The organism is Marinitoga sp. 38H-ov, assembly GCF_011057715.1.
Taxonomy (GTDB): Bacteria; Thermotogota; Thermotogae; order Petrotogales; family Petrotogaceae; genus Marinitoga.
This window is the reverse complement of sequence record NZ_LNGH01000036.1, coordinates 1-24,244: the sequence shown is the minus strand read 5'-3', so window position 1 is coordinate 24,244 and position 24,244 is coordinate 1. Positions and strand designations below refer to the sequence as shown.

At 28.1% G+C, this 24,244-nt stretch carries 20 protein-coding genes; 6 read left to right on the top strand and 14 right to left on the bottom strand.

The window, feature by feature from the left end:
- Positions 1–32 precede the first annotated feature (32 nt).
- Genes gcvPB through AS160_RS09025 form a run of 5 tightly spaced genes read right to left on the bottom strand, consistent with a single transcriptional unit; the run spans position 33 to position 4,553 of the window.
- A complete protein-coding gene (gene gcvPB / locus AS160_RS09045) occupies positions 33–1,460 on the bottom strand; it encodes an aminomethyl-transferring glycine dehydrogenase subunit GcvPB (RefSeq protein ID WP_165147964.1) in 1,428 nt (475 codons plus the stop codon).
- Positions 1,444–2,802 carry an aminomethyl-transferring glycine dehydrogenase subunit GcvPA gene (gene gcvPA / locus AS160_RS09040; protein ID WP_165147961.1) on the bottom strand — a complete coding sequence of 453 codons (1,359 nt, stop codon included), beginning with the start codon at positions 2,800–2,802 and terminating at the stop codon, positions 1,444–1,446. Before gcvPA ends, gcvPB begins: the two co-directional genes overlap by 17 nt.
- 52 nt (positions 2,803–2,854) lie before the next feature.
- Entirely contained in the window at positions 2,855–3,220 is a 366-nt protein-coding gene (gene gcvH / locus AS160_RS09035; protein ID WP_346774433.1) for a glycine cleavage system protein GcvH, read from the bottom strand.
- Between the two features lie 11 nt (positions 3,221–3,231).
- Positions 3,232–4,338, bottom strand: coding sequence for a glycine cleavage system aminomethyltransferase GcvT (gcvT, locus tag AS160_RS09030; protein ID WP_165147955.1), 1,107 nt, complete (start codon positions 4,336–4,338; stop codon positions 3,232–3,234).
- Positions 4,338–4,553, bottom strand: coding sequence for a DUF2007 domain-containing protein (locus AS160_RS09025; RefSeq protein ID WP_165147952.1), 216 nt, complete (start codon positions 4,551–4,553; stop codon positions 4,338–4,340). The genes gcvT and AS160_RS09025 overlap by 1 nt, the downstream gene beginning before the upstream one ends.
- 164 nt (positions 4,554–4,717) lie before the next feature.
- Here AS160_RS09025 and pfkA point away from each other — a divergent pair, with 164 nt between their 5' ends.
- A complete protein-coding gene (pfkA, locus tag AS160_RS09020; RefSeq protein WP_165147949.1) occupies positions 4,718–5,677 on the top strand; it encodes a 6-phosphofructokinase in 960 nt (319 codons plus the stop codon).
- Between the two features lie 11 nt (positions 5,678–5,688).
- Positions 5,689–7,107, top strand: coding sequence for a pyruvate kinase (gene pyk / locus AS160_RS09015; RefSeq protein WP_165147946.1), 1,419 nt, complete (start codon positions 5,689–5,691; stop codon positions 7,105–7,107).
- A gap of 24 nt (positions 7,108–7,131) precedes the next feature.
- Here pyk and AS160_RS09010 read toward each other — a convergent pair whose 3' ends face one another.
- From AS160_RS09010 to AS160_RS08975, 8 genes are all read right to left on the bottom strand, one after another.
- Positions 7,132–8,511 (bottom strand): HD domain-containing phosphohydrolase, encoded by a 1,380-nt coding sequence (locus AS160_RS09010; protein WP_165147943.1) that lies wholly within the window; start codon positions 8,509–8,511, stop codon positions 7,132–7,134.
- A gap of 101 nt (positions 8,512–8,612) precedes the next feature.
- On the bottom strand, positions 8,613–8,819 hold the full coding sequence (locus AS160_RS09005) for a heavy-metal-associated domain-containing protein (RefSeq protein WP_165147940.1): 207 nt from the start codon (positions 8,817–8,819) through the stop codon (positions 8,613–8,615).
- A 4-nt stretch (positions 8,820–8,823) separates the two neighbouring features.
- The gene (locus AS160_RS09000) at positions 8,824–10,977 is read right to left on the bottom strand and encodes a heavy metal translocating P-type ATPase (RefSeq protein ID WP_206528154.1); all 2,154 of its coding nucleotides are present in this window, start codon (positions 10,975–10,977) and stop codon (positions 8,824–8,826) included.
- 10 nt (positions 10,978–10,987) lie between these two features.
- The gene (gene merA, locus AS160_RS08995) at positions 10,988–12,364 is read right to left on the bottom strand and encodes a mercury(II) reductase (protein ID WP_165147934.1); all 1,377 of its coding nucleotides are present in this window, start codon (positions 12,362–12,364) and stop codon (positions 10,988–10,990) included.
- Between the two features lie 152 nt (positions 12,365–12,516).
- Complete coding sequence (locus AS160_RS08990) at positions 12,517–14,334, bottom strand: alpha-amylase (protein WP_206528153.1); 1,818 nt, start codon at positions 14,332–14,334, stop codon at positions 12,517–12,519.
- Positions 14,335–14,586: 252 nt separating this feature from the next.
- The gene (gene hcp / locus AS160_RS08985; protein ID WP_165148006.1) at positions 14,587–16,248 is read right to left on the bottom strand and encodes a hydroxylamine reductase; all 1,662 of its coding nucleotides are present in this window, start codon (positions 16,246–16,248) and stop codon (positions 14,587–14,589) included.
- A 27-nt stretch (positions 16,249–16,275) separates the two neighbouring features.
- Complete coding sequence (locus AS160_RS08980; RefSeq protein WP_165147931.1) at positions 16,276–17,472, bottom strand: DUF438 domain-containing protein; 1,197 nt, start codon at positions 17,470–17,472, stop codon at positions 16,276–16,278.
- A gap of 102 nt (positions 17,473–17,574) precedes the next feature.
- Complete coding sequence (locus AS160_RS08975) at positions 17,575–18,252, bottom strand: Crp/Fnr family transcriptional regulator (protein ID WP_165147928.1); 678 nt, start codon at positions 18,250–18,252, stop codon at positions 17,575–17,577.
- A gap of 129 nt (positions 18,253–18,381) precedes the next feature.
- Between AS160_RS08975 and AS160_RS08970 the strand changes: the two genes are divergently transcribed.
- The 4 genes from AS160_RS08970 to corA are packed head-to-tail and all read left to right on the top strand — an operon-like array spanning position 18,382 to position 22,671.
- Complete coding sequence (locus tag AS160_RS08970; protein WP_165147925.1) at positions 18,382–19,881, top strand: NAD(P)H-hydrate dehydratase; 1,500 nt, start codon at positions 18,382–18,384, stop codon at positions 19,879–19,881.
- A complete protein-coding gene (locus AS160_RS08965) occupies positions 19,874–20,968 on the top strand; it encodes a hypothetical protein (protein WP_165147922.1) in 1,095 nt (364 codons plus the stop codon). The genes AS160_RS08970 and AS160_RS08965 overlap by 8 nt, the downstream gene beginning before the upstream one ends.
- A 1-nt stretch (position 20,969) precedes the next feature.
- Positions 20,970–21,623 carry a thiamine diphosphokinase gene (locus AS160_RS08960; protein WP_165147919.1) on the top strand — a complete coding sequence of 218 codons (654 nt, stop codon included), beginning with the start codon at positions 20,970–20,972 and terminating at the stop codon, positions 21,621–21,623.
- Positions 21,616–22,671 (top strand): magnesium/cobalt transporter CorA, encoded by a 1,056-nt coding sequence (gene corA / locus AS160_RS08955; protein WP_165147916.1) that lies wholly within the window; start codon positions 21,616–21,618, stop codon positions 22,669–22,671. The genes AS160_RS08960 and corA overlap by 8 nt, the downstream gene beginning before the upstream one ends.
- 44 nt (positions 22,672–22,715) lie before the next feature.
- Here the strand turns inward: corA and AS160_RS08950 are convergent, their stop codons facing one another.
- Complete coding sequence (locus AS160_RS08950; protein WP_165147913.1) at positions 22,716–23,945, bottom strand: iron-containing alcohol dehydrogenase; 1,230 nt, start codon at positions 23,943–23,945, stop codon at positions 22,716–22,718.
- Positions 23,946–24,244: the final 299 nt, after the last annotated feature.

Here is a 24,244-nt window from a genome sequence, read left to right as displayed (position 1 = left end):
GCGGCCAAGCCGCTATCAATTAATACAAATTACTATCCTCTCAATTTCAATTGTTTATTTGCTATAGATTCATTTACTCTTCTAACTGGTGTATTTCTTGGAGCTCCTTTTAAGATATCAGGATCTGTTTTCGCCTCTTCTAATATTTTATGCATTACATCTACAAAGATATCTAATTCTTCTTTTGATTCTGTTTCTGTAGGTTCAATCATCATAGCCTCATGCACAATTAATGGGAAGTAAATTGTTGGTGGATGAATTCCATAATCCAATAATCTTTTTGCAAAATCTAATGTTTTTACACCATATTCTTTTAAGAAAGATCCATCAATAACAAATTCATGTTTACATACATCATCAAAAGCAATGTCAAATTCTTTTTCTAATTTCTTTCTTAAATAATTTGCATTTAAAACAGCCATTTCACTTGCAAATTTCAATCCTTCTTTTCCCATCATCAAAATATATGTATACGCCCTAACCATTACACTAAAGTTTCCATAAAATGTTCTTAATCTACCGCAACTTTTTGGTATATCATAATTAAAGAAATACTTCCCATCTTCATTAATATCAACCACTGGTTTAGGTAAATAATCCTTTAATTTCGCTTTTACTCCAACAGGGCCACTTCCAGGTCCTCCCATTCCGTGAGGAGTGGAAAATGTTTTATGTAAATTAACATGTACTATATCAAATCCCATATCTCCTGGTCTTACTTTACCCATTATTGCATTTAAGTTTGCTCCATCATAATACAATAATGCATTATGTTCATGAGCTATTTTAGCTATTTCTAAAATATCTTTTTCAAATAATCCTAAAGTATTTGGATTTGTAAGCATTATAGCTGCTACAGAGTCATCCATAACCTTTTTATATTCTTCCAAATCAACTCTTCCATCAGGACCTGATTTTACCTCTACCACATCAAAACCAGCCATTTTTGCAGATGCAGGATTTGTTCCATGGGCAGAATCAGGTAAAATAACCTTTGTTTTATTTGTAAAACCATTATCTTCTATATATTTTCTTACAATTAACATACCAGCTAGCTCGCCATGAGCTCCAGCTGCAGGTTGTAATGTAACAGCATCCATACCAGTAATTTCAGCAAGATATTTTTGCAAATTATACATTAACTCTAATGCACCTTGAACATGTTCTTCATCTAAATACGGATGTATATTATTAAACATTGATGCTGTTTCTTCATTTAACATTGGATTATATTTCATTGTACAAGAGCCAAGAGGATAAAACCCACTATCTACAGAATGATTTTTTCTTTCTAATTCATTATAATGTCTAACAACCTCTAATTCACTTACTTGAGGTAAATTAGGTTCTTCTTTCCTTAATAATTCATTTTCTAATTCAATTTTCATTTCTGGAACATCTAATTTCGGCAATGAAAAAGCTGTTCTACCTTTTTTTGATTTTTCATAAAGTAATTTCATCTATTTCACCTACCTTAGAAATCAAATAATCAATTTCTTCTTTGGTATTTAATTCTGTAGCACAGAACAATGCATAATTTTCTAATTTATCACAGAATTTCCCTAAATTTAATGGACCAATAAATTTTTCTTCAAATAATTTTTCATTAAATTTATCTAAATCAAATTTTGGTTTTATTACAAATTCATTGAAAAACTCACTTTCAAATACTGGTTCAAATTTTTCCGTTTCTATTAATTTTTTTGCTAAATAATGGGCTTTTTGATAATTTTGATATGCAATTTCTTTTAACCCTTCTCTACCTATAATACTTAAATAAACAGATGCAATAACTGCCATTAAAGCATGGTTAGAACAAATATTAGAAGTAGCTTTTGCTCTTCTTATATGTTGTTCTCTGGTTTGTAAAACCATTACAAATGCTCTTTTACCTTCTTCATCAACTGTTTCACCTATAATTCTTCCTGGCATTTGTCTAATATATTTTTGTTTAGATGCAAAAAATCCAAATGTTGGACCTCCAAATGACATGTAATTACCTAATGATTGACCTTCACCAACAACTATATCTGCACCTAATTTACCTGGAGCTTCTAATAATCCTAAAGATAATGGATAAGCATTAACAATTAATAATACATTTTCTGGTAAAACTTCTTTTATTTTCTTTATGTTTTCTATTACTCCAAAGAAATTTGGATATGATATAACCACAGAACTAGTATTTTCATCTAATTTATTTTTTAAGTCTTCCAAATCCAATCTTCCTGTTTTTTCATCAAAATTAATTAATTCTATTTCCAAGTCTTGCGATTCTGTATATGTTTTAGAAACTTCTATATACTCAGGATGTATTGATTTTGCTATTAATGATTTGTTTTTCTTATTAACTCTTGCAGCCATTAAAATAGCTTCTGCAACTGCAGTACCTCCATCATACATAGATGAATTTGCAACTTCCATTCCTGTTAATTCACAAATAGCTGTTTGAAATTCATATAATGCTTGTAATGTACCTTGAGACACTTCTGCTTGATAAGGTGTATATGCTGTTATAAAATTTCTTTTTGTAGCTAATTGATATACAGCAGAAGGAACATAATGTTTATATATCCCTGCACCTCTAAACATTGCATATTCTTCTAAATTTATATTTCTACCTGCTAATTCTTTTAATTCTCTTTTTACTTCTATTTCAGATTTTGATTCTGGAATATTTAATTCTCCTTCAAACAACTTAGGAACATCTTTGTATAACTCTTTTATATCATCAATACCTATTACTTTCATCATTTCTTTTATATCTTCTTCTGTATGGGGAATATATGGAAATCTTTTCACTTAATTCACCTCACTCTTAAAATTTCAAAGACCCGGAAACCCGGGCCTAAAGTTATAATAAGTTTTTGTAGTCTTCTTCTGTTAATAATTCATCTAATTCACTTTCATCTGTAATTTCTAATTTAACAATCCAACCTTTTCCTTCTGCATCTTCATTAATAATTTCTGGAGATGCATCTAATTCTGTGTTAACTTCAATAACTTTTCCTGAAATTGGAGAGTAAACATCACTAGCTGATTTAACTGATTCAACAGCACATAGTACTTCACCTTTTTTTACTTCTTTACCTTCTTCTGGCAATTCAACAAATGTAACATCACCTAATTCTTCAGCAGCATGAGTTGTGATCCCTATTGTAGCAATATTTCCTTCTACTTCTACCCATTCGTGAGTTTTTGTAAATTTTTTCATTCTCATACCCTCCTAAGTTATTTTCTATTTTTTACACTACCTCTATAAAATGGAGTTTTTATTACTTTTGCTTTTACTCTTTTTCCTCTAATTTCAACTTCAACTTCTGTGTCTTTTTTGTAATAAGGGTTATCAAGCATTGCTAATGCTATTGGTTTATCTAATGTTGGTGAAACAGACCCACTTGTTATAAATCCAACTTCCTCTTCACCAACAAAAACTTTATACCCATGTCTTGGAATACCTTTTTCTAACATTTCTATTCCTTTTAATCTTCTTCTTATACCTACTTCCTTTTCTTTTAATAATATTTCTTTACCGATAAAATCTTTTTCCATATCTACAGCCCATTTTAACCCTGCTTCTAATGGTGTAATTTCATCAGTCATATCATTTCCGTATAATAAATAAGTTGCTTCTAATCTTAATGTATCCCTAGCACCTAATCCAGCAGGTTTACCATCATATTTACTTAATAATTCAATTAATTTCCTCCACAAAGGAACTGCAGCTTCTTTATCAAAATAGATTTCAAAACCATCTTCACCTGTATACCCTGTTCTTGATATTAAACATTGAATACCGTTTATTCTACCTTCAGTGAAATTATAATATGAAATTTCTTTCAAATCAACCCCTGAAATTTCTTGTAACATTTCTTCTGATTTTGGACCTTGAACAGCAATTTGTGCTGTTTCATCGGAAATATTTTTTACTTCTACATCAAATTTTTCAGCTTGTTTTATTATCCAATTATAATCTTTTTCTATATTAGAAGCGTTTACTACTAATAATACATGTTCATCTGAATATTTATATGCTAATAAATCATCTATTATTCCACCATTTTCATTTAACATAGGTGAATATACAATTTCTCCAGGTTTTAATTTTTCAACATTATTAGTGATTATATAATTTACAAATTTTATAGCATCTTTTCCTTTAATATCTATTTCACCCATATGTGAAACATCAAAAACACCTACTTTATTTCTTACTGTATGATGTTCATCTTTTAATGTTGTATACCACACTGGCATTTCCCAACCACCAAAAGGAACCATTTTTGCTCCTAATCTAACATGTTCTTCATATAGTGGGGTCCTTTTCAAATTTCCCATTACTCTGCCTCCTTATTATTTAATATATCTATTGCTTTATTATAATCTTTTTCATCAACATAAACATTCATTATTGTACCATTACCAAAAAATTCTCTACCTACTCCAATTTCTCTAGGAGATCTAATTAAAACAGTTATTCCTTCTGATTCCAAAAGTTGCTTTATCATCTGTGCTTCAAAATCATTTACATAACTTTTTATCTCTTTCCACATTTATCTCACCTCTTTCCCAATTGTATTATACATCTAAAATTTGTATTTATAAAGAAAAGAAATTTTATAAAAAACATGGTATAATTACAATAAACGGTAATAAATGAAAAAAATTTCATATATTCATAGATTTTCGCGCTTAATAATATAAGGAGGGAGAGAAAATGAAAAAAATAGGAATTATTACCAGTGGTGGAGATGCTCCTGGAATGAACGCTGCAGTAAGAGCTGTAACAAGAACAGCTGCATCTAAAAATATTGAAGTTATTGGTTTTTACAAAGGTTATGCTGGTATATTAGATAAAGATTTTACTCAATTAACTTATTCTTCAGTTGGCGGAATAATGGAAAAAGGAGGAACAATTTTAAGAACAGCTAGAGTTCCGGAATTTAAAAATCCTGAAATTAGAAAAATTGCAGCTAATAATTTAAAAGAATTAGGAATAGACGGTTTAATTGTAATTGGTGGTGAAGGTAGTTTAACAGGTGCAAAGCTATTATATGAAGAACATAACGTACCAGTTATTGGAATTCCTGCATCAATAGACAATGATATTCCTCATACTGATATGGCTATAGGTGTTGACACATGTTTAAATACCGCAGTTGATGCAATGCAAAAATTAAAGGATACTGCTTCTTCACATGAAAGAGCATTTATAGTTGAAGTTATGGGAAGAGGTTCAGGATATATAGCCTTAATGTCAGGTTTATCTGTTGGCGCCGAAGCTGTTATAATACCAGAAATCCCTGTAGATTACAATGAATTAACAGATAAAATTTGGCAAGAAAGAAAAAGAGGAAAAATAAATTGTATTGTTGTTGTTGCAGAAGGTGCTGCAAGCGCATATTCTGTTGCAAGACATTTTGAAAATAAAATTGGGTATGAAACTAGAATAACTATTTTGGGTCATATTCAAAGAGGTGGTTCTCCTACAGCATTTGATAGAATACTATCTTCTAGAATGGGATATGCTGCTGTTAATTTCTTAATAGATGGTAAATTTGGTACAATGGTTGCTTTAGAAAAAGGACAAACAGTTACAGTTCCATTAGAAAAAGTATTGAGCGAAAAGAAAGTATTAGATCCAAAATTAATCGACTTAGTAAATACATTGTCATAAGGAGTGATCATATGAGGAAAACAAGAATTGTTGCAACAATTGGTCCAGCAACAGAATCTGAAGAAATGGTTAGAGAATTAATAAAAGCTGGAGCAGATGTATTAAGGTTAAACACTTCTCATGAATCTCCAGAAGTTCATGAAAGACGTATTAATATAATTAAAAAAGTTAGAAAAGAATTCAATAAACCAGTTGCTATACTCTTAGATTTAGCAGGCCCAAAAATTAGAACTGGAAATTTCTATAAAGATGAGGTAATTTTAGAAGAAGGCAATGAATTTGTACTAACAACTGACGAAATTGTTGGCGATGAAACAAAAGTTTCAATAAATTACAAGGGGCTTCCAAACGATGTAAAACAAGGCAATTTAATTTTATTAAATGATGGGAAATTAAAATTAGAAGTAATAGATACTGACGGCATTAATATTAAAACAAAAATAAAAAACACTGCTACTATTACCCATAGGAGAGGCATAAATGCTCCTGGTGCAGATATCAAAATACCTGCATTAACAGAAAAAGATAAAAAATACATTGAATTTGGAATAAAAAATGATGTTGATTATTTTGCATTATCTTTTGTTAGAAAACCAGAAGATGTTATTGAAATGAGAGAAATTTTAAATTCTTTAAATGCTACAGATGCACAAATAATCAGCAAAATAGAAACCAAACAAGCTATTGATAACGATTTAGAAAAAATAATTGAATTATCAGATGCAGTTATGGTTGCTAGGGGAGATTTAGGTGTTGAAGTTGAAGCAGAAAAAATTCCTGTATTACAAAAAAGAATTATTAGTATTGCAAATAAAAAAGCTAAACCAGTTATAACAGCTACACAAATGTTAGAAACAATGATAGAAAACCCTGTACCTACTAGAGCTGAAACTACTGATATTGCCAATGCTATTTTAGATGGTACTGATGCTGTTATGTTATCTGGAGAAACTTCAATAGGAAAATATCCTTTAGAAGCAGTAAAAGTTATGGATAGAGTGGCTAGAGAAACAGAACCATTTATGAATCTGTATGGATCATTATTTATTGATTTCGATAAAGAGGATTCAACAACAAATGCAATTTCAAAAGCTGCTAACGAAATAGCTATATCAGCTGGAATAAAAACAATTGTTGCAGTTACTGATAAAGGTTATACTGCTAGGGCTGTTTCAAGGTATAGAGAAAATATTAATGTAATAGCAGTAACTCATTCAGTAAAGACGTATAATAGATTAGCTCTGGTTTGGGGTGTAATTCCAATTATTGTTAATGAGTTTGTAAGTACAGATACTATGTTATATATAGTAAAACAAACTTTAAAAAATGAAGGTTTGGTTAAATCTGGAGAAAAAATTATTTTTACAGCAGGAATTCCTTATGGCTTTTCTAGTAAAACAAATTTCTTACATATAGCTGAAATAAAATAATGCTGCGTTTTGCAGCATTATTTTTTAAAAATCCAACTCAGTTTTTATCTTTTTTATTTTTTCTATATTAGATAAAAATAAATCTATTAGAAAAGGATCAAACGCATTTCCCTTCAAAGAAATGATATAATTTGTAGCCTTATCAAATGTCCATGCTTTTCTATATACTCTATCTTGTGTTAAAGCATCAAAAACGTCCGCAATAGAAACAATCCTTGCTTCTAATAGTATATTATCGCCCTTTAAACCAAAAGGGTATCCTTTCCCATTCCATTTTTCATGATGCTGAAGAGCAATTTTTGAAGCAATATCAAAAACCTCCCATTTTGAATCTTTTAATATATTATATCCTATTATAGTATGTTCTTTCATTATTTCAAATTCTTCATCAGTAAGTTTATCGGGTTTATTCAATATTGCATCTGAAATACCTATTTTGCCAATATCATGTAAAGGAGCAGCTAATTTTAATACATCAAGTCTTTTTTTATCCATACCATAGGCTTCTCCTAGTATATACGCAATTTCAGCAACACTTCTAACATGTGCTCCTGTTTCACCCGATCGTGCTTCTATTACATCAGAAAGTTTATATATGATTTCTTTGTGAGATTTATGCATATCAATAAAATAGTTACTTGAAACAAAACTAAGATAAATATTTTCAATAAATGTAGATATAATTCCCGATTCTATAGGATTTATATCATATTTAAATTTTACAAAAAATATACCGCTTTCATCTTTATAATTAAATTCTTTTATAATAGTATTTCCATTTTTATCATTAAATTTCTCTTCACTCAACTCGCCTATTATAAAATCTTTATACTTTATTCCTACTCTATACTCTTTAACTATAGAATAATATTTAATAAACATTTTTACTTTTTCATACCATTCCTCTAAAAAAGCATAAATATCTTCTAAAAATAGCAACTCATGGGGTTCTTTAATAATCTTTTCAAGTCCTTTTACTCCTCTTTCTAACAAAATTATATCCCTATAAGATCTTAATGAAGTTAAAACTGCTGTTCTTAATTTAACTTCATTTAAATCTTTTTTATCGAGATACAAATTAATATCATATGTAGCAACAGTAATATCTTCAGGAGCTTTTTCAGGTCTTGCAGTCTCTAGAATTATCCTTACATTTCTATTATTTATTTCGTTTCTCACATAACTAATTAATTCAAGCCCTGCCAAATCTTTTTCCATAACTAAATCTGATATTAATACAGCTGTGTCTGTATTAATATCCAAAAATTCTTTTGCTTGTTTTAAATTATATGCATGATATAATTCTATTGGTTTGTTCTCAAACTCCAAATCTTTTAAAGCAGATTCTATAAATAAATGGACTAAATTATCGTCATCTACCAATAAAATTTTCCAAGTATCCATATAATGTAACATCCCCCTTATATACTTATAAATATTATACTACATTTTTATTATTTTTCAAAATAATTAAAAATATCAAAAAAATAAGAGCCAAAAGGCTCTTATTCCATAACAATTTCAGCTGGATATTCAATTTCTTCTAACTTTCTTAAAATAACTTCAACATCACAACTTGGTGAATTTATATATACCTTTTTTTCTTCTAATTTTACATCAAAATTTTTCACGCCTAATTCATTTAATGCATTTGTGATTTTCATTACACAGTGTTGACATCCCATATCTGGTACTGATAATACTAAATCCATAAATCTACCTCCCTTTAATTCTCAAAGAATTTAATACCACTGTTATTGAGCTAAATGCCATTGCTGTTTCAGCTATTGCAGGATGCAATAGCCCTGCCATTGCAGCTGGTATTGCAATAACATTATAGAAAAATGCCCAGAATAAATTCGATTTTATTATAGAAAAAGTTTTTCTTGATATTTCAACAGAATCTACTATTTTTGATACTCCACCCTTTACAATAATTATATCAGCATTGTCAATAGCTAAGTCTGTTCCGCTTCCAATAGCCACTCCAATATCAGCCCCTTTTAAAGCTGCTGCATCATTCATTCCGTCTCCAACCATTAATGTTTTATAACCTTTACCTTGATATCTTCTTACAATATTCAATTTATCTTCAGGTTTAACTCCAGCCCAAACTTCTTCAATTCCTACTTCTTTAGCAACTGCTTTTGCAGTTTTTTCATTATCTCCAGTAGCCATTACTGGAATAATTCCTATTTTTTTAAATTCTTCAATAGCTTTTTTAGAATCTTCTCTTATTTTATCTGCTATAGCTATATATCCAAGTAAATTATTATCTTCATATACTTCAATTACAGTATACGCTTTACTATTTAAATCATCATAATTATTTTTAGGTTTTCCTATAAAATACTCTTTGCCATTAAAAACACCTTTTACTCCAGAACCTGATATTTCTTCAATATTTTCAATTTTTACTCTTTTTTCAGTCATTTCTGATATTGCTTTAGCTAAAGGATGATTTGACATACTTTCAATAGATGATATAATTTCTATTTTATCTTCAGGAATATTATGTTCCATTATAACAGGCCTTCCTTGTGTAATAGTACCTGTCTTATCCATTATAACTACCTTAACATCTTTAGATGTTTGAATTGCTTCTGCATTTCTAATAATTAGACCTTTTTTAGCTGCTTGGCCAGTTCCAGCCACCAAAGCCATTGGTGTTGCTAACCCTAAAGCACATGGACAAGCTATAACAATTGTAGCTACAAATACAAAAACACTAAAAGATAACGGATCATTAGTATTTAAAATCCAAGGAAATATATCTCTCATATTAGTTATAAACCCTGTAAGAGAATCAAAGTTAAAATACCATATTAATCCACTTAACACTGCCAAAGTCATAACAATAGGAACAAACCATAATGTTATTCTATCTGCTAATGCTTGTATAGGGACCTTTGCACCTTGTGCTTCTTGTATTAACTTAACCATTTGTGATAAAAATGTGTCTTCCCCAACTTTTGTTACCTTTATTTTTAAAACCCCTGTTAAATTTAAAGATCCACCAATTACTTTTTCATCTTCGGATTTTTCAACAGGAATTGATTCACCAGTAATCATAGATTCATCAATTGAAGATTTCCCTTCTAAAATTTCCCCATCAACAGGAATTCTTTCACCAGGTTTTACTAAAACAATAAACCCTTCTTTTATAGCTTCTATTGGCATAAATAATTCTTCATCATCTACTAAAACTCTTGCTTCTTTTGCCTGCATGTTCATTAACGCTTTTATTTCCTTTGCTGCTTTATCTCTCAAATGCGATTCAATAAATCTACCTGTTAAATGTAAAGCCATAATCATTGCACCAATTGTACCGAAGGATGCAATTGGCAAACCAAATGAATTTAATAATGCTGTAAGCCAAGAGGCTACAGATCCAAATAAAATCAATGTATCCATATTGGTATGGAAGTGAGATAAAGCTATCCATGCTCCTTTAATTGTTTTTTTACCAGTATAGAATATAACAAATCCACCTATAATAACTTCTATTACAGAAAATCCCGGTATCTCTTTCCATAACATATGAATTAACATCATAACAGAGATTGGAATTGTAAATAATAATGATAAAATTAGGTTTTTCTTTGTTTCTTCATACCTTTTTTTCTCTACATCTTGACTAACATCGAGTGAAATATCATATCCAACTTTTTGAACAGCTTTTTTTAATTCTTCAAATGGTATTTCATTATCAGAAACTATAAAAGCTGTTTCAGTAGCTAAATTAACTGCAGAAAATTTTACTCCATCTACTTTTTTTAATGTTTTCTCTACAGTTTTTGCACATGTTGCGCATGTCATTCCTATAACTCTAAAATTTTGTTTACTTTCATTTTTTACTTGATCGCTCATTTTTCCCCTCCTACTCAACACAACAACTCATTTTTGTAATATCCCTTTTAAAATCTTGTGCACCTAATTTTATAATTTCTGATAATGTTGGAAATACGTGAACTGTTTCTATTACTTCATTTATTTTCATCTTATTTTTCACTATCATTGTAGCTTCATGAATAATATCTGCTGCTATAGGAGATAATAATTGTATACCTATTATTGTTTCATTACTATCAACAACTATTCTAATTGCTCCTCTAGTATCTTTAATAGCTATAGCTTTAGGTAAATTTTCTATTTTTACAAAATTACATTTGAACTTTATTTTTCTTTTTTTAGCTTCATTTTCTGTTATTCCAACACTTGCAAATTGAGGATCTGTAAATATTGCAAATGGAATAATATCATAATCAATTTTTTTCTTTTCATCTAAAAACATATTATTTACCGCAAGAAACCCTTCTTTTGCAGCTACGGTTTCTAACATTGGATTACCAATTACATCTCCAGCAGCCCAAATATTTTTTTCTGCTTGATAATATTCGTCTACAACAATTTCATATTTCTTTCCTAATTTTATACCTGTATTTTCTAACCCCAAATCTTTAGTATTTGGTATTCTTCCAGTTGCTAATAATATTTCATCAAAGTCTATAATTTCATCATTTTCTAAAATTATTTTATTTTCTTTCACTTCCATTATTTTTGCATTTCTCTTAATCTTAATTCCCTCTTTTTTAAAATAAATATTCATCATTTTTTCAAAATCACTATCTATTCCACCCATTATATGTTCACTTGCTTCTATAATAATAACGTTAGATCCAAATCTTGAAAACATTTGTGCAAATTCCAACCCTAATGCTCCTGCTCCTATAACAACTAATTTTTCTGGTATTTTCTTCAATTCTAAAGCAGTTTTATTTGTTAAATAATTTACTTTTTCTATACCTTTAATAGGCGGAATAAATGTCTTTGAACCAGTTGCAATTAAAAACTTCTCACCATAAATTCTCTTGCCATTAACTATTATTGAATGATTATCAACAAACTTCGCCTTACCATTAATGAATTTAACATTTTCTAAATTAGATAAAACCTTTTTATATTTTTCTTCTCTTGCATCTTCTACTAATTTATTTTTTTCTTCAACAATCTTTTCATATTCTATTTTTACATTTGCTGTTATTCCATTAAATAAATTGCTTTTTATCTTGTGTATTAAATCTGCCTTATATAACATGTGCTTTGTGGGAAAACACCCTACATTTACACAAGTACCTCCTACTTCTACATCACTATTATCATTAATCATCAACGTTTTTTTATTTAATTCATTTGCTTTCATCGCTGCAGCAAATCCAGCAGCTCCACCACCTAAAATAACCAAATCATATTTCATAATCTTACTCCTTTCCCCCTATATAGGGGATATAAATAATTATATACATTATACTTTACACTTTTATTAAGAAAATATTATCCGATTATTTTTCTCATATATAATTTAAATAAAAAATATTGGAGTGATTGTTTAAATCACTCCAATATATCTTATTGCTCTACCCACACAGAGACTGAACCTCCATTCACCTTAAACTCTGCCCAACCATCAGAATTTGACCATACCTCATCACTTCTATTTCCCAAATAATCTACAAATTTAGTATTTTTCTTTCCAACATACATCCATTTACTTCCACCTGGACCATCTGTTAAAATTACCGCCATTGCTTTTGGATGTTCTACATCACCTAATCTTGTCCAACCAATTATATCCCAATGATCTAAATAATCATATTGTTCACCATATGCATACAATTTTCTTGCTTCTATAAGTTTTTTTATAACATCATATTGTGCTGTTATACCTGGAGCGCCATACATATCTCCATAAAAAACACATGGATATCCATCTTTTCTTAATAAAATCAATGCATAAGCTAAAGGTTTAAACCAATCTTGAACAGAGGAATACAATGATTGACCTGGCTGTGTATCGTGATTTTCTACAAAAGTTACTGCCTTTATTGGATTTGATTGCACAAGAGTTCCGTTAAAAATATTTCTCATATCATAATATCCACCCGAATTAGAAGCTTCATGAAAATTCTGATGTAATGGAACGTCAAATAAGGACATCCTTCCTTGAGTTTTTGAAATATAATTATTTAATTTATTTATATCAGTACTCCAATATTCTCCAACTGTAAATAATTCCTTTCCTGTAGCATTTCTCATATAGTCCAACCAGTCATTAAAAAAATCAAATTTTATGTGTTTTACTGCATCTAATCTAAAACCATCAACATTTGTAAAATCAACATACCATTTTCCCCAATTTTTTAATTCTTTAATAACATCAGGGTGTTCCATATCCAAATCCGCACCCATTAAATAATCGTAATTTGAATTCTCTGTATCAACTTCCCAATCCCAAGATTTACCTATACCATTAAATTTAAATATTGCTTTTTCTTGAACACTTTGATCCCAATCTACTCCATCAAAATAATACCATCTCCACTTAAAATCTGAATATTTATTTGCCCTTCCTGGAAAATTAAAAACAGTCCATGCTTCAATGTCTCTATTTTCAAATTCCAAATTTCTGTCATTCCATGAAACTTTTGTAGCATTAACCCATTCTGTTGCATCTGCTCCCATTCTATGATTAAATACTACATCAGCATATACATGAATATTGTATAAATGAGCTGAATTTATTACATTTAAATATTGATCTTTAGTTCCATATTTTGTTGCAATACTTCCCTTTTGATTAAACTCTCCAAGATCATACATATCATATACACCATATCCAACATCACTTTTCCCTGCCTGACCTTTATAAGCAGGAGGTAACCACAACGATGTTATCCCCATAGAAGATAAATCTTGCATCTTTTCAGAAAGTTCTACCCATAACCCTCTTTGGGTGTTCTCATCATATTCTGGCAAATACCATTGAAATGCTTGTAACATTACTCCATTTATAGGACTAGTATATTTTTTTATATCTATATTATGCGTATCATCATAAAAAGTTATCTTATATGTTGTATATGGTTCTACTTCATAATCTGTTACAGGATAGCTTTCACTCCAATCACCATAATGATCTATTTTGAATCGCGGAGCTCCGTATCCATCGCCATTACCAAATTTAATTATAATTTCCCATGTGTTTGGTGCAACTTTCTTCATCAATGTAATTCCCCAATTATTTGGAGTTCCTCGGAAATATGCCTGACTCCATTCACCTTTAATAACAGTTGTGGAATTTTCTTCAGTTTTTTTATCAATATTTTTTACACAACCCGCTAACAATAATAATATTAATAAAATAACAACGAAAAAAGAACGCTTCACTTGTCAATACCTCCTTAAATATGATTTATTAATATAAAGCAATAAAATTATACTATTCGTAATATATTTTTATATATATTATAATCGGAAAATAAATAATAAAATTTTTAAGATATGATCTATATTTAATAATAATTAGATATTTTAAGCAATAATAACAAAAAATCCCATATTATCTTTAAATGGGATTTTTGCTATTATTTGTGTTTATACAATAAAAATCCCCCTCTGAGATCCAGAGGGGGATTTATTTTATTTACTTAAGAAAAATTCTAAATCTTCTTCAACTGTTTTTATTGGAGCGATATCAAAGTTTTCTACTAATACTTTTAATACATTAGGTGAAACAAATGCTGGTAGAACTGGACCTAACTTAATTCCTTTAACACCTAAGTATAATAATGCTAATAATACTGCTACCGCTTTTTGTTCATACCAAGCTATATTATATTCAATTGGTAATTCATTTATATCATCTAAACCAAATGCTTCTTTTAATTTTAATGCTGTAACTACTAATGAATATGAATCATTACATTGACCAGCATCCAATACTCTCGGAATTCCTCCAATATCTCCTAAGTCTAGCATATTATATCTATATTTTGCACAACCAGCTGTTAATATTACATTGTCTTTTGGAAGTTTTTGTGCAAATTCTGTATAATATTCTCTTCCAGGATGTCTTCCGTCACAACCACCCATAACAAAGAATTTCTTAATTGCTCCAGTTTTTACTGCTTCAACAACTTTATCTGCAACTTGTGAAACTTGTTCGTGAGCAAAACCTATAACAATTTTCTTACCTTTTCTTTCTGGAATTGGTCCTAATTCTAATGCTTTTTTAATTACTGGTGAAAAGTCCTTTGGCTTTCCATCTGTTCTATTTGGAATATGAGTTAATTTATCAAATCCAACTAATCCTGTTGTGAATACTCTATCTTTATATGATTCTTTTGGAGGAACTAAACAGTTTGTAGTCATTAAAATTGCTCCACCAAATTCTTCAAATTCTTGTGGTTGTTTCCACCATGCACTTCCAAAGTTACCTGCAAGATGTTTGTATTTCTTTAATTCTGGATATGCATTTGCTGGTAACATTTCACCATGAGTATATACCATTATACCTGTACCTTCTGTTTGTTTTAATAATTCTTCTAAATCCAATAAATCATGACCACTTACTAATATACCAGGTGCATTGTATGTTCCTGTATAAACTTCAGTAATTTCAGGATTTCCATATGTTGATGTGTTTGCTTTATCTAATAATTCCATAGCTTCTACCGCATATTTTCCAGCTTCTAATACTAATCCAATTAATTCATCTACTGTTATATCATCTCTTAATGTTTCTACCAAACCTTTTTGAATGAAATATAATATATCATCATTTGCATATTTTAATACATATGCGTGATCTGTATATGCTGCAATACCTTTTAATCCGTATATTAATAATTGTTTTAATGATCTAATATCTTCATTTTCATCAGCATATACTCCAACTTCTGCCCCTTTTAATTCATATATTTCTGCTCCACCAGGTTTATACCATTCAGCAGCTTCAGGAATCTTTTCATCAAATGGTTTTCCTTCTTTTGTAGCATATGCATCTAAGAATAAGTGTTTTACTTTATCTCTTAATTCAATCGCTCTATCAATAAACTCTACCATTCTATCAACTGAGAAATTTACATTTGTAATAGTGCTAAATAATGCCTCAGCAACATATAAGTTTGCTTCATCATCTTTTACACCATATTCTTTTGCTTTTAATGTCCAATAAGATAATCCCTTAGTTACCCAAATTAACATATCTTGTAATGTAGCAACTTCTGGGGTTTTACCACAAACACCTATAACATTACATCCTACACCTTTTGAAGCTTCTGAACATTGATAACAAAACATACCCATACTAACACCTCCATAATATTATTATTTTTCGTCATAAATTCTTTTTTCACCGGTAATTTCTTGAATAGGTTTAATATCCTGAGTTACTTCTAATGTACCTAAATACTCACCTTTTTCATTTCTAACTGCAAAATATCTAATATATACATATTTTTCTCCTAAATTCAACCAAAAATCTGCATTATCTCTTTTTCCTGATTTAAAATCATTAACTATTTTATTTACAATTTCTATACTTTTTGATGGATGACAATTTTGCACCTTTCTTCCTATTATCGCTCTACTTCTAACAAATATTCTTTCCTTTGATTCACTAAAATACTTAACTTCGTCATTTGCATCAACAAAAGTAATATCTATTGGTAAAGTATTTAACATAAATTTTAATTGTTCAATAGTTAATTCTCCACTAGGTAATTTTATTTTCCCTTCTATAACTTCTTCAACATCTTTTTTTTCTATATTCATTGATTCAGGATCAAATCCACAATATCCTATTTCATCAAATTGATGTCTAATATCTATCCATTCGTCTTCACTTATTAATTTTAATGCTGTTGGAAATAGTACTGAATGCTCTTTATGTACATGATTCATAAAAAATTCTAACATGGCTAATGACAAATTATATAATTCCTGTTTTGCTTGTTCAAAATTTCTATTATCTTTAATAGCTATTAACTGTTTTCTAAAATCTCTAACTTGATCATGTTCTTGCCACATTATTGATGGCGGCTTGGTTATTCCATGTTTTTCTATATATGGAAATAAGACATTTTCTTCTTTCAAAAAGTAATTTTCTGCTGCCATTAAATCGTCAAAGTATAAATTTAATTTCATAAATAATGGAAATGCTTCTTGAATTGACTTTTTAGCTAAAACTTGTTTTGCTACATCTCTAATTTTTTCAGCTGTTTTAATTATAAAATCATGCTCCTTCATTAATATATAAATAGGGTGCCATGGTTCAACTTCTATTTTTTCTTGATCAATATATTCTTTAAATAATCCAAGATGAACATCACAAACAGATTGTATTTGATCAATTGTCATTCCTTCATTGTCCATTAAATCTTGTTCAACTATAGCTATTTCCTCTGCAGATAATTCTTTAATAGCTTTTTGAAGTTCTTGCTTTAATTTTTCATTATCCTTTTCAACGTTAGATCTTTTTATTAAATTTTTTAAATATTCTTTCTTATTAAATAATTCACTCATATTATCTCCTCGCTTTGTGAAAAATATTTTTTATTACGCTTTAATTATAACTCTTTTTATCGCATTTGTCCGTAATCAAGGTTACACTAAAAAAATTTCTCCTCAATTTGAGGAGAAATTAATAAATATATCTTCATCAATTATATGTATTATATTTCCATCTTTTTTTATTATACCTTCTTCTTCAAGTTTTGAAAATGCCCTTGATAAAGCTGGTCTTGTAACTCCAAATAAATGGGATAATTGTTCAATTGAATAATCTAAGACAATTGATTTTTCATTGTTTTTTCGTAATTCATTTAAATAAAAAAGTATTTTACTTTTTAAATTATTTAATGTAATAAACCATAGTTTTTGAGATATAAAATTAAATTTAGTACCTAAATGCATTACTAATTCTTTCAAAAATTCTTTATTTTCCATACATAAATCAAAAACTATTTCTTTTTGAATATACGCAATCAAAGACTGTTCTGTTGTTATTATATCTACAGGAAGTATTGAATCTTTAGAAAATGTTGCTCCTAGCGCTAAAATTGTGGGGGCTTTCATATCTTCTATTTGTATTACTTTTCCATCTAATTCGGTCATTTCAGTTATTACTTTCCCTGCTATTAATATCATAACCTCATTTAATATTTCTCCCCTAGCTTTAACCAACGAATCTTTTTCATACTTTTTTATAATTAATAAATTTTTTTCAAGTAATTTTTCTATTTCAGATAATTTTAATTTTCTAAAAATCTCTAATTTAGAAAATTGTCCTACCAATGGATGCATAATATCACCTCAGAAATATTATATAATATTTAGATTAATTTTGTCAAATTTATATATCTCATATATTTATATAAATGTGATAAAATTATATTAGATAATTTAATTAGATAATTTAAAAGGAGGAATTTTATGCATATATTAACATCAGAAGAAATGAAAAAAATAGATGAATTAACTTCTAAAGAATATGGAATAAGTTCAGAGGTTTTGATGGAACAAGCTGCTATTTCTATATATAATGAAATAATAAAAGAGTTTAATAAACAAACCCATTTATTATTTGTTTTAGGAACTGGAAATAATGGTGGAGATGGATTAGCAGCTGCTAGACTATTATATAATGAGGGGTATAGAAATATAAAAATTGCTATAACAGGTAATAACAAAAGCAAATTATTCCAAAAACAATATGATACTTTAATTAAATTCGGATTTAATAATTTTATTGAAATTGATAATAATTTCAATAATCATGTAAGCACATCAGAATGTATAATAGATGGTATTGTTGGAATAGGTCTAAATGGAGAATTAAAAAAAGAAACGCAAGAAGTAATTGAAACTATTAATAAATACAAAAGAGGATATGTTATATCAATTGATATTCCTTCTGGGATTGATTCAAATACAGGAAAAGTTTTAGGTAATGCTGTAATGGCAGACAAAACTATAACATTTGGTAGTTATAAGTTGGGACATATATTTTTCCCAGGAAGAGAATATTCAGGAAAAGTAGTAGTTTCACCATTATCTTTTCCAAAATCATTATTTAATATTTCACATAGAGAATTAGTAACAAAAGAAATGGTTAAATCTTTGTTACCCAAAAGACCTAAATTTTCTCATAAATTTGATTTCGGAAATGTTTTAATATTAGCAGGTTCTTCTGAATTCCCTGGTGCATCAGTTTTATCTGCTATAGGTGCACAAAAAATAGGCACTGGACTTGTTAAATTAATTACACCTTCCGCATTATCTTCAAGTATTTTATTACACGAACCTGGTATTATTTATAAATCTTTAAATAAGAAGTTTTTCTCACTAAAAGATTTAGATTTAATATCAAAAGATATAAGAAAAGCATCTGTTATTGTTATTGGTCCAGGACTTGGACGTTCTAATGAAACAATGCAATTTGTTAGAGCTGTTGTGGAAAATTCTAAAGTACCTATTGTTGTTGATGCTGACGCTTTATATGCTGTTGACGCTTTGAAATTAAGAGATAATATAGTATTAACTCCTCATGTTGGAGAAATGCAAAGAATTGTCAGAACTGATGAAATTGATGTTAGACAAAATTATGAATATACTGAATATTTTGCAAAATATAGAAAAGCTACTATATTATTTAAGGATGTTACTACAATAATTACAAATGGAGAAAAAACACTCTTTAATATTACTGGTAATACTGCTTTATCTAAAGGTGGAAGTGGTGACCTATTAACAGGAATTATTGCTGGCTTAATTGCTCAAAAATTAAGTGTATTAGAAGCAAGTATAGTAGCATCTTATTTATCTGGTAGAACTGCGGAGATTTTAAGTTCTGAAAAATCAGAATATTTTACTACCCCTATTGATATAGCAAAAAACTTATACAAAGCATTAACGGAGGTTCTTAATGCTTAAAAGGAAATTAATACAAAAATTAAAACAAAAACAAACACTTAATCAAAAACAAATACAAGCATTAAATATTATCCAAATTCCTTTAATTAAACTCAATAATGAAATTAAAGAATTCATTTTGGAAAATGTATTCTTAAAATTCGAAGATGATTCTTTGCAATATTATAGTTTAGATTACTTAGATTATATTTTAGAAACTACTACATATAATGTTAGTTTCCTCGATGAATTAAAACCTATTTATTTAGCAATAGTTCCAGATTATCTTGAAAATATTGCCGAAACTTTATTTAATTATTTGGATAAAAATGGCATTTTAACAATTTCAAAAAAAGATTTTATTAAAGAATATAATATATCAAATAAGGATTATAATTTACTTATAAATACTTTGAAAGAACTAGGTCCAACTGGTTTTGCAGAAGAATCATTAGAAAAAGCTCTAATTTTAAGAGAAGAAAAAGGCGAAACAGGATTACCATTATCAAGTTTAGAAAATGAAGAAAATATTTCATATATAAATGCGAAACCTGATATCGTTTTTTTTCAAGAAAGTAACAATATTAAATGGGAAATAAATGTTCCTAATATCCCCGAAATAGATGAAATATATTTAAAAAACCTAAAAAATATTCATGATAAAAATATTAAAAATTATATTGAAAAAGAAATGGAAAAATTATATATTTTAAAAAATGCTATTAACAAAAGAAAAGAATACCTAAATATTTTAGCAGAAATAATAGTAAATGAAAATTTAGAATTTATAACTACTGGAAAAAATCCAAAAAGACTTGGTATTAGAGATTTAGCTAAAAATTTAAATTTATCCCCTTCAACCATTAGTCGTTCTATTTCATCTAAATATTTTATGAATATAAAAAAGATTATATTTCCTTTCTCAAGCATTTTTAATACAAGAGAAGCACAAGAAAATGAAAAAGATATAATATTTAAATTTATTAAAAAACATATGAATATTTCTGATAATAAATTAGCTAATCTAATTGAAAATGAACTTAAAATAAAAATATCAAGACGTACTGTAAATAAATATAAAAATCAAATAAAGAAGGAAGGTATTTAAAATGAAAGCATTTATTGTTTCCGGTGGAAAACCTAAAAGTTCATTGAAATTCTATAAAAATATTATCAATGAATCTGATATTTTAATTGCAGTTGATAAAGGAATTGAATTGTATAAAAAAATTGACATAGAACCCGACTATCTAATAGGAGACTTAGATTCTGCATCTCAAGAATCTATTGAATGGGCTGAATCTAATGATGTAGAAATTATAAAATATAGACCTGAAAAAGATTTTACTGATATAGATTTGGCAATTGATTTTGCAATTGAGAAAAATTCAGATAATATTATTATATCTGGATTTTTAGGCGATAGATTAGATCATATTTTTGGTGCAATCTTATTACTTAAAAAGTATAATAAACTGATTACTTTCAAAGAAGAATTTTTAGAAATTTCAAAAGTACCTAAAAATTTTGAGATGAATGTAAAAACGGGCGAAACATGGTCAATATTTTCTTTAACCGAAAAAACAGAAGGTATTTATTTAAATGGTTTTAAATATTCTTTAAAAAATGGAACTTTATTTTTCAACAATCCAATCGGAATTAGCAATGAAACTGTAAATAAAACAATAGAAATTTCTTATGAAAAAGGATGTTTAGTTTATTTTAGGTGGAAGAATCTTTTAGGAGTGAAAAATAATGCCTAAAATAAAAAAATATACTAAAAAACTCGGCACTCCACCAGCAACATTAATATACACTGGAAAATTTTATGAAGATGTTGAAATCGAAATATTTGATTATGATAAAGATAAATATAATTTTATACGTACTAAAAATATTGAAGAATGTTTTTTAAAAAAAGAAGAGAAAAAAACAAGATGGATAAATTTTATAGGTATTCATGATACAAATTCTGTAAAGATATTATGTGATCAATATAATATTGATCCTTTAGTTGTAGAAGATATATTAAATATACACCAGCACCCTAAAATAGAAGTATTTGATGAATATATTTTTATTGTTTTAAAAATGTTATCTTTCAATAACGTTACCTCTTCTGTAGAAATAGAACAAATTAGCGTAATTTTGGGGAAAGATTATATTATCACATTTCAGGAAAAAAAAGGCGATGTTTTTGATTTTGTGAGAAAACGAATAAAATCAAACAATGGAATTATTAGAAAGAAAAAAAATGATTATTTGTTATTTGCTTTAATGGATTCTATAATTGATTTTTATTTTGTTATATTAGAAGAATTCGAAGAAATCTTGAATAATATTGAAGAAAATTTATTGATAAAATCTTCTCCAGAAAAAGAAAAGGAATTATATTATATAAAAAAGAATTTAAATATTATAATTAAATCAATTCTGCATATGAAAGATGTAATTACTTTAATTATTAATGATAAGCCTAATTTAATAAAAGATTCATACCCATACTTTAAAGATTTATTTGATCATATTATACAAATTATTGATATGTTTGAAATACTCATAAATTCTGCAAACGATTTATTTAACTTCTATTTATATATAGTAAATAATAAGATGAACTCTGTAATGAAAATACTTACTATTATTTCAACAATATTTATTCCTTTAACTTTAATCACTGGAATATATGGTATGAATTTTAAATATATGCCAGAACTTGAATCAAAATACGGATATCCTATTGTCCTTATAGTTATGGCTATAATCTCTGCTATAATGTTATATATATTTAAAAGGAAAAAATGGATGTAAAAAAGCTCCCAAAAGGGAGCTTTTCCAAAAGGAGTGGGACGGATTTATTTATTAAATGGATATAATGAATCCATATATATTTGTCTTACAACATCTTCATTAACTTCTATAGGTGCAACACTTAATAGTGTATCTAAAGAAGGAGTATTAAATGTTAAATATACTAATTTATCAATATCGCTTTCTTTAAAACCTTCATCTGTTAATTTTTGTTTTACTCCAACACTTTGTAACCATTTTTCAATTCCTTTAGCTATATATTCTGCTTCTTCAGGATTTCCTTTTAAATTTGGAACAATTGGGCTATACATTTCTGCTAAAACTTCTGGTTTTGCTTTATATATAGCTTTTACTACTGCTGGTAATAACATTGCTAAACCTAAACCATGAGGCAAATCTGGTTTTATACCACTTAATGGATGTTCTAAAGCGTGTGTAAAGTGTAATAACCCGTTATCAAATGCAATACCAGCTATTGATGATGCATATAATAAATAATATCTTGCTGTTAAATCTTCGGGATTTTCTTGAGCTATTGGTAAATATTTGCTAATTAACCTTATAGTTTCTTTAGCTAATAAAATAGAATATGGAGAAGCTACTAATGTTGTTGCTGCTTCAGTAACATGATTTATTGCATCTATTGCTGTATATGTTGTTTGTGACCAAGGTAATGTTTTAGTTATTTCTGGGTCGTCAATTGCAAATATAGGATATATACAATCATATGCAATAGCAGGTTTATACCCTTTCTCTTCAATACTTGCAACAGCAAACCTATCTACTTCTGTTCCAGTACCATGAGTTGTATTAATAGCTATTATAGGTAATGCTGCATCTGGCACAAATTTTAATTCATATAAATCAGTTCCAGTATAACCTTTATAATCTTCATGTAATAATATAGCTACGCTTTTTGCAGTATCTATATGGCTTCCTCCACCTATTCCAATAACTGCTTGTGCTCCAAAATCTAATCCTAATTTTTTTGATTCATCAATCATATTGACATTTGGATTTGGTTTAATATCATAATATATTACAAATTCAATACCTGCTTCCTTTAAATATTTTTCAACTTTTTCTTTTATACCAGTTACTGTATAAACTATTTCATCTGTAACAATTAATACTTTTGAAATACCTTTTTTATTAAAAAATTCACAAATATCTTTAAATTTATTTATTGCACCTACTCCAAAATATGCTGTTGTTTTTCCTCTTAACTCAAAAACGTTATTAATATCAATTTTACTCTCCCAATTAAAAAACATAATAACACCTCCTCGTGTATAATGTTTTCATATAATTAATAAATCTGATATTTATTTTTAAAAAAATAATTCTAACTCTGAGTTATTATATAACTAAAGTAATTCTGTCACCTCCTGCACTTAAGTGCCTTGAATAGTCTGACTAACTTTGGTATATAAGTTGAATTGCTACCGGAGAATGAGCTATAGCTCTTACATATAACGAGGCTCTTTTCTTATATACCCAGAGTTAGAATCTAATTCTGAAAGGTTGTGTTTCTATGTTGTTTGTTGGTATCGATGTTTCTAAAGATAAACTT